This is a genomic window from Pontibacter rugosus (assembly GCF_042678745.1).
In the GTDB taxonomy this organism is placed as follows: Bacteria; Bacteroidota; Bacteroidia; order Cytophagales; family Hymenobacteraceae; genus Pontibacter; species Pontibacter rugosus.
The window spans coordinates 1-13,497 of the sequence record NZ_JBHTLD010000140.1 but is presented as its reverse complement, the minus strand read 5'-3'; the positions used below and the strand labels follow the sequence as shown (position 1 = coordinate 13,497).

Here is a 13,497-nt window from a genome sequence, read left to right as displayed (position 1 = left end):
CTACTTGTGAAAGGTGGCAGTGAATTTTGTGCGGGAGGAGCTAAAAAGCTAAAGTAAATTAGTATGCTGCCATGCAGGGAGGTGGAATTTATACCAGGCTCATGCTCTTTCAAGTATAAAAGAAGCCCAGCAGGTATAAACCTGCTGGGCTTCTTCTACTGTTCAGCCTTAGGCTTGAAGTATAAACCTATTTCACAGAGTCAAATTTAAAGTCTGATGTTAAATGAAACTTCAAAGTTGGATATGACTCCTGCACAGATCGTAGCACCCAGGCCGTTTCAGCAAAGAACACCGGGTTGTTGTCTTTGTCGTAAGCAATGTGGCTGCCTTTAAGAGATACAAAGCGTGCCAACAGGTCTTTATCTTCTGTGGTAATCCAGCAGGCTTTATAATAATTAAGGCTGTATAAGTCGCAGGAGGCGCCGTACTCCTGCAAAAGCCTGAACTTGATCACATCAAATTGCAGCTCACCTACAGTTCCGATAATCTTGCGGCTACCGGGTTGCTGCACAAATAGCTGTGCTACGCCCTCATCTGTTAGCTGGCGTATTCCTTTTTCCAACTGTTTCGTTTTGAAAGGGTCTTTGTTCACCACTTCCCTAAATATCTCCGGGGCAAAGCTTGGTATGCCTTTGTACTGCAGCACCTCTCCCTCCGTTAAAGTATCTCCGATTTTAAAGGAGCCGGTATCGTAAAGTCCTACTACATCTCCCGGCCAGGCTTCTTCCAGCAGGCTTTTCTCGTTTGCCATAAAACTGGTAGGGCTGGAGAAACGGATTTTTTTATCTAGCCGTGTGTGATAGTAGAGCTTGTTGCGCTCAAACTTGCCGGAACATATGCGGCAGAAGGCAATGCGGTCGCGGTGGTTTGGGTCGAGGTTTGCGTGAATTTTAAAGATAAAGCCACTGAAAGCTTCTTCTTCTGGCAAAACCTCGCGTTGCGATGCCTCCGTTGGCGTAGGCGAGGGAGCAATTTTAATAAAGGTGTCCAGCAGCTCGCCCACACCAAAGTTGTTGCTGGCACTTCCGAAGAAAACCGGAGCCAGATAACCTTCACGGTACAGGTCCAGGTCAAACCCTTCATAATACTCCTCCAGGAAAGCAACATTGTCTCTAAGCTGTGCAGCAAAGGTGGCACCAACGGTATTATCTATAATCGGTGAAGAAATGTCTCCTACGGCTACAACATCCTTTGCAAGCTTTGTCTTATTTACAGTAAACAGGCGCAGTTCCTTATCATAGATGTTATAGACACCCTTAAACGTGCTGCCCATACCGATAGGCCAGCTGAGCGGACGTACATGGATATCCAACTCCTGTTCCAGTTCATCCAACAGCTCAAAAGGATCACGTCCTTCGCGGTCTAACTTGTTGATGAAAATGATAACAGGCGTATTGCGCATGCGGCAAACCTGCATCAACTTACGTGTCTGCTCTTCTACACCCTTCACACAGTCAACCACCAGTATCACGCTATCCACGGCTGAAAGGGTGCGGTAGGTGTCCTCGGCAAAATCCCGGTGACCAGGCGTGTCAAGTATGTTTACCTTGTGCCCTGCATACTCAAAACCCATTACCGAGGTAGCTACCGAGATACCGCGCTGCTTTTCGATTTCCAGGAAATCGGAAGTTGCCGACTTGTTGATTTTGTTATTCTTCACGGCTCCGGCCGTGCTAATGGCTCCTCCAAACAGGAGTAGTTTCTCGGTAAGCGTTGTTTTGCCTGCGTCCGGGTGACTGATAATGGCAAAGGTTCGCCTTCGCAGGATTTCATCTGATACCATAAAGCCTACATATCATAATAACTGACCATATGGCCAAGTGAATAAATCATTTAAAGAAGGGCCTATAAGTAGGCCTGATCAGGAAAAATACATCAAGGGGGAGTAGGAATGCTATGGACATAATAGCAATTCTCAGGCAGTAAAGGTACGAACTTACGCGCGAGTTGGCAAAGGAATGTAACTGGTAGTTGCGGCAAGCTTTTCAGCGTTGCCGCAACCGTTCAAAGCAAGTATAGATGGCAGGCTTTAGTGGTTTTAGAAACTAAAGTTTTTGACCACTGCAACGCTCTTTGCTGTAGTTGTATGCATGGTAACATTGTATATTTTCTGGTGCTGAAGCCTGTGGCTACCTTTTATAAATCCGGCAGGTCATTGTGCGTGTAATGCCGTTTTAGCCATTTGCTTAAGCCTGAAAGCCCGGGCAAAAGAACGCGCTCCGTTATATTTGCCTGGTCTAGCTTATCTCTGATCTCCCACTTAACTTCTGCCGGAATTATCACTCTATAGTAAAGATCATCATGCTGAAGCAGCCAATCGCTCAGGTTGGTTTTGACGTTAGACATTAGCGAGAAAAGCGCATACTGGTGCACAATCCGGGCATCAAGAGACGGCGGCTCCAGAAAAAGAACATACTCCTCTTCCTGAAAATAGCCTAGTGCATCTAGTGTAGGGCAAACAGGCTGCAGCAGCTCGGGCGTAAAAACATTGCCAGCACCCTCTAGGGCAGCTTTTAAAGCTTCCGGTAGCTGCTCCTTGGTTTTAACATAGTTAAGGCACCAGACCACTCCGTCTTCATGATATCTGTCCAGATCCTGAGTGGCAAAATGCAGCGCAACCAAGGGAGAGTAGGTCCAGTCCAGCAGCCGCGTGGGCAGGCCATGGTGCTGTGCCACGGCTAGCCAGTTCCAAACGGAGTCGCCGGGAGCGGCATTGCTGTGCGCATACTTACGGAAATTACGCAACAGGTGAGGTTCGAGCTGCGCATAGTTGCTGCCAATGCGCATGATGCTGGTAGACAAACTATGGTCTTTGTTGGCCGTGCCCCGAAACACATAGTTGGAGCGAAACCGATGTATCTGGTCGTTCCAGCTATGGTCGAAGAGTGCTGATTGAGCCTCTGCCCAGGATTTTACAACGATATCCTTTTCCTGATGACTATTGATTGCAGTTTGCTCCATTCAAAACAAGTATGTTAGGTTGATGCTTCTATTTCTTTCACATTTATCAACGGCAATGGTGTTTGGCAGCAAGTATGTTGCTGAAACAATATACCAGATATTAGAACAGAAACAGCGTGTTAAACTTCAAGAAGGAAATAAGGAGTCTCGTATCCGGCTTGCTGTAGTACAGGCTTAGATACGTTGTATACTTTTACTCCTGTAGAGGTTTCCCCTTCCAGCGTGCCAACATGGGCGTGGCCATGGAATGCAACTACTACGTTGCGTCGGTTTAATGGCTCCTCTAGCCTGGAGCATCCCAGAAACGGATGTATGGCCTCGGGCTCGCCCTCTACGGTGGCTTTGATCGGCGCATAATGCATCAGTACCACCTTTTTCATGTCGGTATGTTCACTATCCAGTTGGGCTAATGCCGCATCCAGTTTAAGAGATTCATCTACGGCTTCTTGCACAAAGTCTTTGTTCAGCCTTTCGCCAAACATGCCCAGCATATACTTGTCAAACCCGCCGCCATAGCCTTTCACACCTGCAAAACCCACATTGCCGATAACAGTGAAATCGCCATCAAGCAGCTGTAACTCAGTTTTAGAGAAGATTTTGCGTATTTTTTTGAGTTGATCGTGGTCGTAGTCATGGTTTCCCAGCACGGCCAGTATGGGGATGGTGCAGGCTTTGATTTCTTCTGCCAGCACCTCAGCCTCAGCCTCTTTGCCGGTGTCAGTCAGGTCGCCGCACAGCAAAAGCACATCTGCCTTCTCTGATACTTCCTTGAAAAAATCGGTCCATTTGCCCTGGTCCTGTTCGTGTACGTGAATGTCTCCCACAGCGGCTATTCTCAGTTTGCCGGCATCGTTTGACCGCGCCGACACATGAAGTGCATTATCGTCTAAACTCATTTTGCTTCAGTTTTTGTATGATACAAGAATGTCTCTTCCTGCTATAATTCTGTTATTAGTGCTTTTTTGTTGCCATGCTAAAAATTACCCTTGGCCATCGCATCCTTGGTTTTCGGCTTTTAGCAGCACTTTGTTTCGTGTGGTGCTGCCTTCTGCCTATAACGGATTTTAGCTTAATGTGATGTTAATTACAATAGTATGGCGGGCATCCAGCGCTTTGTTCAAAGGGAATGAAACATGATGCACCCGCATGCTTTTGAAAGAGGAGGGACGCTGTTTGATATCGCTTATTGTTGGATTACAAGGTTATATGTTTGCCGAAGCCGTACAAACTGATTACTTATAAAACAACGAGATGCAGGAGGAGGAAAAAGAGCTAGCTACTTCATAGGATGCCGGTGCAAATACTTCTCAAGTATAGGGAAGCTTTTTATACTTGGCGTTAGGTAAAAGCAATGGCGCGCGAACATACCTGCTATGCCGCCAGGTTTGGGGTAGGGTGATGAAATGTTACCCGGTGTGGAATGAAAGAAAAAGGCAGAAGCCGCATGCAATACGGCTCTGTATTAAAAGCTTATACAATTATTATCAGGACGATAACTGCGGTTCCTGCTGCCGTTCTTGATGAAGCGGTGCAAGGGTTTTGATTACCCGGGCAGGATTTCCTACGGCCACTGAGTTGTCCGGAATATCTTTTACCACCACAGAGCCAGCCCCAATGCGGACGTTGTTGCCGATTCTTACCTCTCCGATGATGCACACATTAGAGCCCAACTCTACGTTGTTGCCTATGATAGGGGAGCCAGAGTAGGAGCCGTCTTCTTTGCGGACATTACCAAGCGTAGTAGAGTGCCTGAAAAAGCAGTTCTCACCTATCACCGAACACCCGTTTACGACCAACGCATGTCCGTGACCGAGGTAAAAGTTTTTGCCAACTGTCGTCCAATGGGGTAACTCGATGCACATAAACCACTCTACCAGAAGCTTATAAAACATCAGGTAAGGGAGCCAGAGTATTCTGAAGAATTTATTAAAAGAGGCGGGATGTGCTAACCGAAACAGCACCATGACGAGTCTGCCTTTGAGATTGCCCTTATTTACCGCCCAATCCTGGAACAGGTATGACATGTTTATAGTAGTAACAGGTTATATTGAATTGCCTTTACGGTAGATGATGGGCTAGTGTTGCCCGCTGAATTGTAGCGTATTTATGTATAATACCAAGTAGCGTAAGCGTACATCAGCTGCTGCAGAAGAGGGTGTGTACAACAAAAAAAAGAAAGGCTCCCCGTCTGGGAGCCTTTCTTTTTATGATAAGTTTATATAAAACTTTTCAACTTTTAGCCGTGTCTTTTTACGGCAAGTCGTTGCAGGGAGTTACATGAAATTTGCTTCTTTTATGAGAAATATTTCTTCTATCTTTTAGAAACACTTGTTTCTGCAGTATATGGGCAGCAGGTTCTTTGGACACAGGCGTGAGCACGCAGGAAATGCTAACCTTATATCAAGGCTGCTTGGAAGCAACTGATGGCTGGTTCTACTTGCTGTTACTTAAGCTGTTACGGGGTGCTGTTTTATAAAAGAAAAGGGCAGCCATGGGCTACCCTTTCATTTCGTAAACAAACAAACCTAACAACTATGAAAATTCTTCTTTGGCTAAAAGTTGAAAACTCAACTAGCATACATTTGAGCTTCGGCTTTAATTCCATGTGTATATAAAAAGTACAGCTATTTTTTAATTATCATATAGTTTTGTTGTTTTAATGCAATTTTATGTTTTGTTTGCTAGTGGAAGAAAGAGTGGTTTGATGAATTGAGAGATAAAATAAAATCAAGATGCGCTACCAAGTATCTGCTGATGTTTGAGAGTAGGGTTACTTGTGGTAGCTAATTTCGAGTGTAGAGGGTTCTGGCAAAGCAGCTTTTAACCATCATGGCAGGATAAGAAGAGTGTGAGGTCAGATTTCTTTCCAAACGGTTGCCGCTCAAAGCAAGCAGTAGAACCTATTATGAACTGTAGACACAGGTAATAAAGTCTTGCTATGAAGTATTTAATATTAATTCTCTTTGGCTTTAGCATCATCGGGTGTGATCCTGTTGATAGTAGATTGACACTTATAAATAATACTGACAGAATGTTATTTTACAGAACTTCTACTACTGATTCTCTTGATGGACTATCTCCTTATAATTATTCGTTCGAAGTTCAGGGAGGAGATACAGTTTGGGATGTGTCAAGGAATCTTATCCTTCCCAAGGATAGTACGCATCTTCAGATTATAGGCGAGGATGCTTGGGAAGACTTCATCAACAATGACTGTGAAGACAGTACGCTGAGGGTTTTTATTTTTACTAAAGGTGTCCTTGAATCCTTCAGCTGGAATACTATTCTGAAGAAGCAACTATATATAAATAAGTATAACTTAACTGTAGAGAACCTTCAGGAATCCAACTGGAAGGTTAAGGTGTCTGAACCCTTGAAGACAAAGGCAGTCGAATAATAATTGTAAAAGTTTTATGAATGGGAGAAAATACAAAGGAACAATAGTTTGGCTGATTTTGGGAGCAGTAGGTTATATTAGTGTCGAACTTATGATATTCAATAGTGACAAGATTACGAACTACAGCCTGTGTGATGATGAGGAAACTGTTCGGGCGCAGTTTTGGAGTGGCGTTATAGACAGCAAATATTTAGATAGCTTGAACCACAACTACAAGACGTTGAGAATAACAGGCGAGTTGAATTCTCATTATAAAACATATCTGTTAATCCTGACAAATGATGAGAGTGGGCTATATGAATACATAAGTGAGGGTGATTCTATTTTAAAGCAGCTTGATAGTTTGAAAGCTAAAGTAGTTCATGATACTGTAAACAAAGAATTTATAATAGACATGGGGTGTGCGGAGTGAATACCTAATAGAGAAAAAGAATATAGTCTGCACATCACATTAGCCTCTAGGATGGCTATAATAATAGTAGCTGATGCTTTTACTGGAGGCTTACATCTTGCTTTGCTATGATGATACCAAGTATCCCACAAGTTTGAGCGAAGCGGTAACTTGTGGGAATATACTTCCGCAAGTTTGCAACTTGCGGAAGTATAGGAATGAAAGGAACGCCTTTACAAACTGGCCTCAAGTTGCGCTAATGTTAAACTTGCGGCATGGGTGAGTATAATTTGATTTGCATAGAATTATATCGCACTTCACCTTAACAAAAAAAACGCCGGGGATAGTATGAACAGCAAGCTGTCCGTACTATCCCCGGCGTTTCAGTCTTAGAAGAACCTTTTACTTTAAAGTCGGCACTGTCCAGTCAATCCATTCTTGCTCATTAGTTGCGAAACCACCGTCTGTTTTCATGATGGCAGTGTTGCCGGTACCACGTCCGATCAGGAACTTATCTACATAGGCTGTCAGCTCCGGTAGCTGAGACTCAGGCAACAGGCAATGCCAGTGATCACCCACCTGTGAGAAGCCCATATTGTCCGGCACGCCAAGTGCCTGCCATACTTTGTGTGCTGCGTGGGCTGTAGTCCAGGAGCTCTGAGGGCTTAACCAATCTATCGATGTGTTTTCTATAACCAACAGCGCGCGCGGAGCAACCAGGGCCATAACGCTATGCTGGTCAAATGGGAGCTTGTCAGACGTGTTGCTGAATCTGGAGAAATCTTCACGGAACCAAACGTTTTCGCCTGTAATCTGAGACAGTGTCTGTACGTTTTTGCCTGCTTCTTTCTGCGCATCAGATATGCGCCAGCTGGCGGCACCGCCGGCACCCGGCTCCTGAGGTATAGTTAGTTTAATACGCTCGTCGAACGCACCTACCACCAGGGCACCTTTCCCATTTCTTGAACAGCCCGTAACGCCAAGCTTCCTTGCATCGATGTTCGCTCTTGGCATTTTCTCTAATGCGTCTATCACACGGCTCACGCCCCATGCCCAGGCCATTGTTGCCGAAGCAGAGTGGTCGCTTCCAAACACCTCGTAGAACAAGCCCTTTCCGCGTGAGCTACCATTTAGCTGCTCCGCTATGCGGTTGTTAGGGAAGTTGATAATAGCCACTCCCATGTTCAGAAGCGCGGCATTGTTCAGGTTAGAAGCTCCAATGCCGATGACTGCCGGGTAAGGCTTTCTGCCGGTGGTGGGATAGGTAATGGTACAGTTAAAGGAGATCGAGGCGCCATTTTGGTTCACCTTTACCGTGAGGGTGTCGCCGTTAACTGATCCTGTAGTTGCCGAAGAAGGCGTACTTGGTTTGTAGCCATACTGAAACTCCTGGGCCAGGGCAGCTATTTCAGCTCGGCGGCATTCCCAGTCTCTTCTGCTGTCCACGCGCGAACCGTCCATAAACTTGAAAGGGTCAGGAAGCTTTTCAATGCTCGGCAAAGACTCGTAAGAAGGCATTTCCGGAACTTCGCATCTTGGCAGTTTCGGATCAAACACAACATCTTCGTTACAGCTCGCCGTGACAGAGGCAACCATCGCCATAATACCCAGAAATGACATTCGGAGGGATAGGTTTCTTTTCATAATCGTTTTAATTAGTTGACATATAAACTTTAAAAAATTGGGGGTTCATCTTTTAAAGATGCGCATGTTGCTTACACCTTATAGCTCCTGCTGCACATCCTTTCAAGTGCTGGCAGGCGCTAAATTCACAGCACAGCTCCACAAGTACTTTGTCAATTTAACATGATGTATAGAAGCCTGCTTTCAGCCTCTCCTATGCATCGCAAAACAATTAGCCAGCGGAGCACCTGAGGCTACCGCAAAGGCTAAAAAATCTGGTGATGGTGGCAAATATATACCTCTGCCTTCCTTTAAGAACAGGAAGAGTAGCAGGATGCATAGCCGTTGGTAATAAGTGTATTACGAGGTGTTCTGGTTATGGTTTGCAACCGATTGCACAAATTTATTGCAGAAAAATTATATTTCTTGTGTGATGTTTAGATAGTTTTTTAATGTTGGGTAGAAGCAAAGTTTTTAAGGGTGGAGGTGGTATTTCGGTGGGCGGCTATTGGCTAACGTTGAGCAGGTATGCATGCAGCATAAATACATATTTATCATAGCGCAAGCGTCCGCTTACGTTGCTACTGTTTTGGCTACAGGCCAATTCAGTAGATCGTCATGTTGCTGTTGGGGATGTAAGGTTGCCTTTGGCAAAGAAAGACACAAGCGGACGCTTGCGCCATGATGGTCTGCCTACCGTTTCTTGCGTTACAGCTGCACCTACGTGAAGGCAATGAACATAACACCTAATGTGTTGTTTAGTAGTATTCGGTTAAGGTCTGCCATTAGACGGGCAGCGTGCTACACTATGACAAATGTGGTGTAGCATTTTTTTGATAAATTTGAGCCATCTATTTTAAGGGCTTATCTCAATACAAATATTATGGAAAACAGTAAAGTGCTGAAGTATATTCAAGACGTATTAGAAAACATGCCAGCTGACTGGTTGAGGCTAACAACTCATCGACTGGATATATATAATGAACAATTAGCCAAAACCCAATTCCTGGAGCAGTTTGAGGCCTTGTTTGAAGCCCGTAATGCGGAAACAGCGACACTTAGTGCTTTACCGACTGCTTTCGATTATATCCGCTTAGGTCATCCCTTGTCTTCAATCCTGGAGTGGGCAATTGCCAGCTTACACAACCTGAAGCCGGAAAATGTCATCAGCTTCTCCTCCCGGACGATGCCTGTTTTGGCCGTTCTCAGGAAAAATTTGCTAACGCATAAGAACACCCAAATTGTTTATACTGGCGAATTACCCGCCTACTTTGACGCTGAAGTACTGGAGCGTGTGTATGGGTATACCTTCGATTTAAAGCGTGTTGAGAAAGCAGAAGATGTTCCTGCGTTTGACGGCAGCACCGTTTTCTTCTCACAAGAGGCTGAAGTTGGTCAAGCTACCCTCACCCCACAAATTGATTTCTATGTAAGTATGCACGTTGATCTTGGAAGTGTTTTACTGGTAAACGGGAAACAGAACAATGGTTACGTGTCAGAAATCCAGCATGTCAGAAGGAGAGAAAGTATAGCCATGACACCGGCCAATAGTTTCGCTGCCTTACAGCAACTGATCGGAAAATATACTTCCGGTAAGGAGCATCGTGATGCCGCAGCTAACAAAGCACAGGTGCTGGATTTACTCAAAAGCATTACCGGCACAAATGCAGACGCTCTGGTTGGTTCTTCCGGACTGTCCATGCAATATGCGATCATGATGGGGCTTGTGCATGATGCCCTGGAAAAGCACCCGGGAAAAGCCATCAAGTTTGTTGTTCCGCCAAATTGCTATGGCGGCACCAACGACCAGGCAAGGCGCATAGCTGCTATTCTGGATAATGTGGAAGTGGTGGATCTACTCGTAGATGGAGAGAATGACATGGTGCAAAGTATAGACACGGTGCTGGTGAAGATTGCCAGCCAGGATGCTGTGCCTTACATTATCGCTGAGATCCCAACCAACCCAAGAGTGGAGGTTCCAGACCTCGAAAAGTTAAGAGAAGCGCTGAGCAAAGCGCGTAAGACGGCAACCGAAAGTGTTGCTGTTGATCCGGTATTTATACTAGACCAAACGTTCTGCCCGAATGTGCAGTTTGTTGGTAAAGACGGAATCCTCTCCACGATCAGGAGCATTTCATATGCCAGCGGATCTAAGTTCCCGAGTGGCGGAAAAGCTACTGCCGGTTACTGTGTCGCAAACACCAAAGCCGAAGCTTTGCTGAATAAAATAGACAAGCACCTGAGGCTTTGCGATAACGAGGCAACCGACCATCAGATGGAAATACTGGCAGAACAGCTGCCGTCCATGAACCAGCGCATTGAGGCTGCCTACAGGAATACGCGAGAGTTTGTAAACTTTATAAAGGATACCTTACCGGAGGCCAAAATCAATTTCGTTTCAGAAGAACTGGCAGAACAAGGGTTTACGCCATCTGTGTTTTCGCTGGATTTGCCTACAAAGGGAAACACAGCTGAAGAAAGGGAAGCCTACAAGCGGGACCTCAATAATAAACTGATCAATATGATGATCACTGAAATCCCTCATGAAAGCAAATACTGCGTGAGCTACGGCCAGCTAAAAGGGTGCTACTGGACCATACCTGCCACTTCCACGCAAGGCACCACCAAAGAAGCCGACAAAGATTACATTGCCCGCGTATCACTGTCCCCGGACTTAGATCTTGAACTTCATAAAAAAGTCTTTGCAGATTTTGTAGAGCAGATTTAAGGCTGGTGGAGGTGGTGTCATACCAGAGCCAGCTTAAACGTGTGTTAGCCGCTATGTTACTCGCTTGTGCGATGTGATATAGCGGCTAACGCCTTTTTAAGGCTATTACTTAAGTGAACTGGTTATTGGTGAAAATACCAACAACGGCGGGAAATAGATAAATTCCTGTATTGTTCAAGTTGGGGGCGGTCTTAGCTTTATTTATGACAGAAGAATCTTAGTAGAAAGCCGGGTAGTAGTGCGTTTTTTAGGCTGTGGTCTACAATGTATGATGTTTTTTAAATGAGATGAATACACAGCACATGTATAGATCGGAACCGCCTTATACTTGAGTGAAGGAATTTTTATTTCCCACCCTTCTCCACTTGTAGCAACTTCTATTTTATCATACATTGTAGACCACTACCAAATAAACAACCTATATGGAGCATTCTAAATCTATTGTGGTGGTCAATGCCCAATCGGGTAGTCCGGTAGAGCAGGAGAAAGTGCCTCTCAGACAGAAAAAGGTGTACCTAAAGGCAGCGGGTAATTTCAGTAACCGCAAAGACGTGACGAACTTCTATGACAGCCTGGATGGGAAGGCATGGGTTAAGAATGGGGCATCACTGAAGATGGCATGCACCATTCCGCACTTTATGGGGTATCGCTTCGGGCTGTTCAACTACGCCACCAAAACACACGGTGGCCAAGTGGATTTTGATTTTTTTCGCATCCAACATCAGATTACAGCAGTGGAATAACTAACAATTTTAACAACATGAACTTAATAGCAACAGGCTCGCTATGCCCTACAACTGTTTGTATATAAAACGCTTACAGAATTATAAAAGTATGTTTATTCCAGCCCACCTACTTCGTAACCTGTAGGTAGCTTTAAAAAATTTAGACGTAAAAATGAACAACATATTCACAGCAACCAGTCTGGTGTGTGCTTTCTGTCTGGTGTCGTTTCTCGCTCAGGCGCAAAACCCCATCATTCAAACCGCCTATACAGCCGACCCGGCACCCATGGTATACAACGATAAGCTGTACCTGTACACCAGCCACGATGAAGATGGTTCTACTTGGTTTACCATGAATGACTGGAAGTTGTATACCACCGATGACATGGTGAACTGGACAGACCATGGCATGGCGCCATACTGGCCTATTCCGATTTCAGTTGGGCAAGAATAAATGCGTGGGCCCCGCAATGCATAGAACGGGGAGGTAAGTTTTACATGTATGTTCCGTTAACCACCCATGATAACCAAATGGCCATTGGGGTAGCGGTTGCCAACAGTCCGTACGGGCCGTTCATAGATCCGCTGGGCAAACCCTTGATCCAAAGCGGAGGTGGGGACATTGACCCTTCGGTTTTCTTGGATGACGATGGGCAGGCCTATCTTTATTGGGGCAACCCGAAGAGTTTCTACGTCAAACTGAACGAAGATATGGTTTCTTACCAGGGCGAAATCGTGCAAGTTCCCAACACAGTTGAATCGTTTGGCAAGCGCGAAGGCAGTCTGGAGCGGCCAACCACCTATGAAGAAGGCCCATGGCTCTATAAGCGCAAAGGGTTGTACTATCTGCTGTTTGCAGCAGGCCCCCTGCCGGAGCACATCGGCTATTCCACCAGCGCCAGCCCTACCGGCCCCTGGAAATACCAGGGTGTTTTAATGCCTACCGAAGGCAGCAGTTTTACCAACCACCCAGGCGTCATAGATTTTAAGGGGAAAACCTATTTCTTCTACCACAACGGGGCCCTGCCTGGCGGCGGCGGCTTTACCCGCTCCGTAAGCGTGGAGGAGGTGACGTTCAAAAAGGATGGTACCATCCAGCCCATGAAAATGACGAAAGGAGTTACCAAGAGCTTGACTCCTTTAAACCCGTTTGTGATGAACGAGGCGGAGACCATAGCCTGGTCTGAAGGGGTCAAGTCCATGCAGCATGAAAAAGTTGGTGTATTCGTGACGGCCCTACGTAACGGTGCCTACACCAAAGTAAAAGACGTCGATTTCCGGAAAACGGGAGCCTCTAAATTCACTGCCAGACTTGGTACAACGCATAATACTGAAGTGAACCTGGAAGTCAGATTGGGCAGTGTAGAAGGAGAACTAATAGGAACCGTTAAAGCGCCCCTTACCGGAGGAAGTGACCGGTGGGCCTTGGTATCGTGTAATGTTAAAAAGGTAACAGGTATCCACGATGTATATTTTGTTTTCAAAGGAAAAGAGGCAAACAACATCTTGTTTTTTGACTATTGGATGTTTTCAGAATAGTCTTTTTAGTAAGAGTATTTTGAAAATGAGCCGAGTAGGTTTCGCTGGAGTAATAACAACTAAGGAAGTGGCTGCCAAAATTTGCAATAATTTGTAAAAGGGAAAATTCTGAGTTCCTGTAATCATGCCAAGC

The 13,497-nt window shown here is 45.4% G+C and carries 11 protein-coding genes; 6 read left to right on the top strand and 5 right to left on the bottom strand.

What is annotated here, in order from left to right; genetic code table 11:
• Positions 1–187 precede the first annotated feature (187 nt).
• The 4 genes from ACFQ2O_RS14525 to ACFQ2O_RS14510 all read right to left on the bottom strand — a co-directional run bounded on the left by ACFQ2O_RS14525 (position 188) and on the right by ACFQ2O_RS14510 (position 4,985).
• Positions 188–1,783, bottom strand: coding sequence for a peptide chain release factor 3 (locus tag ACFQ2O_RS14525; protein ID WP_377528921.1), 1,596 nt, complete (start codon positions 1,781–1,783; stop codon positions 188–190).
• A gap of 353 nt (positions 1,784–2,136) precedes the next feature.
• Positions 2,137–2,961: an FRG domain-containing protein gene (locus tag ACFQ2O_RS14520; protein WP_377528919.1), complete on the bottom strand. Its 825-nt coding sequence runs from the start codon at positions 2,959–2,961 to the stop codon at positions 2,137–2,139.
• Between the two features lie 119 nt (positions 2,962–3,080).
• Complete coding sequence (locus tag ACFQ2O_RS14515) at positions 3,081–3,857, bottom strand: metallophosphoesterase family protein (protein ID WP_377528917.1); 777 nt, start codon at positions 3,855–3,857, stop codon at positions 3,081–3,083.
• A 588-nt stretch (positions 3,858–4,445) separates the two neighbouring features.
• Complete coding sequence (locus ACFQ2O_RS14510) at positions 4,446–4,985, bottom strand: serine acetyltransferase (protein ID WP_377528915.1); 540 nt, start codon at positions 4,983–4,985, stop codon at positions 4,446–4,448.
• A 914-nt stretch (positions 4,986–5,899) separates the two neighbouring features.
• Here ACFQ2O_RS14510 and ACFQ2O_RS14505 point away from each other — a divergent pair.
• Entirely contained in the window at positions 5,900–6,358 is a 459-nt protein-coding gene (locus ACFQ2O_RS14505; protein ID WP_377528913.1) for a hypothetical protein, read from the top strand.
• 16 nt (positions 6,359–6,374) lie between these two features.
• Positions 6,375–6,770 carry a hypothetical protein gene (locus ACFQ2O_RS14500; RefSeq protein WP_377528910.1) on the top strand — a complete coding sequence of 132 codons (396 nt, stop codon included), beginning with the start codon at positions 6,375–6,377 and terminating at the stop codon, positions 6,768–6,770.
• Between the two features lie 381 nt (positions 6,771–7,151).
• Here the strand turns inward: ACFQ2O_RS14500 and ACFQ2O_RS14495 are convergent, their stop codons facing one another.
• The gene (locus ACFQ2O_RS14495) at positions 7,152–8,393 is read right to left on the bottom strand and encodes a glucuronyl esterase domain-containing protein (protein ID WP_377528906.1); all 1,242 of its coding nucleotides are present in this window, start codon (positions 8,391–8,393) and stop codon (positions 7,152–7,154) included.
• An 862-nt stretch (positions 8,394–9,255) separates the two neighbouring features.
• Between ACFQ2O_RS14495 and ACFQ2O_RS14490 the strand changes: the two genes are divergently transcribed.
• The 4 genes from ACFQ2O_RS14490 (at position 9,256) to ACFQ2O_RS14475 (ending at position 13,364) form a co-directional block, all read left to right on the top strand.
• Positions 9,256–11,100, top strand: a complete 1,845-nt coding sequence (locus tag ACFQ2O_RS14490; protein WP_377528904.1) for a cystathionine beta-synthase — start codon at positions 9,256–9,258, stop codon at positions 11,098–11,100.
• A gap of 422 nt (positions 11,101–11,522) precedes the next feature.
• Positions 11,523–11,843 carry a beta-xylosidase family glycoside hydrolase gene (locus ACFQ2O_RS14485; RefSeq protein WP_377528901.1) on the top strand — a complete coding sequence of 107 codons (321 nt, stop codon included), beginning with the start codon at positions 11,523–11,525 and terminating at the stop codon, positions 11,841–11,843.
• Positions 11,844–11,997: 154 nt separating this feature from the next.
• A complete protein-coding gene (locus ACFQ2O_RS14480; RefSeq protein WP_377528898.1) occupies positions 11,998–12,279 on the top strand; it encodes a hypothetical protein in 282 nt (93 codons plus the stop codon).
• Positions 12,219–13,364, top strand: a complete 1,146-nt coding sequence (locus ACFQ2O_RS14475; RefSeq protein WP_377528923.1) for a family 43 glycosylhydrolase — start codon at positions 12,219–12,221, stop codon at positions 13,362–13,364. Before ACFQ2O_RS14480 ends, ACFQ2O_RS14475 begins: the two co-directional genes overlap by 61 nt.
• Positions 13,365–13,497 lie beyond the last annotated feature (133 nt).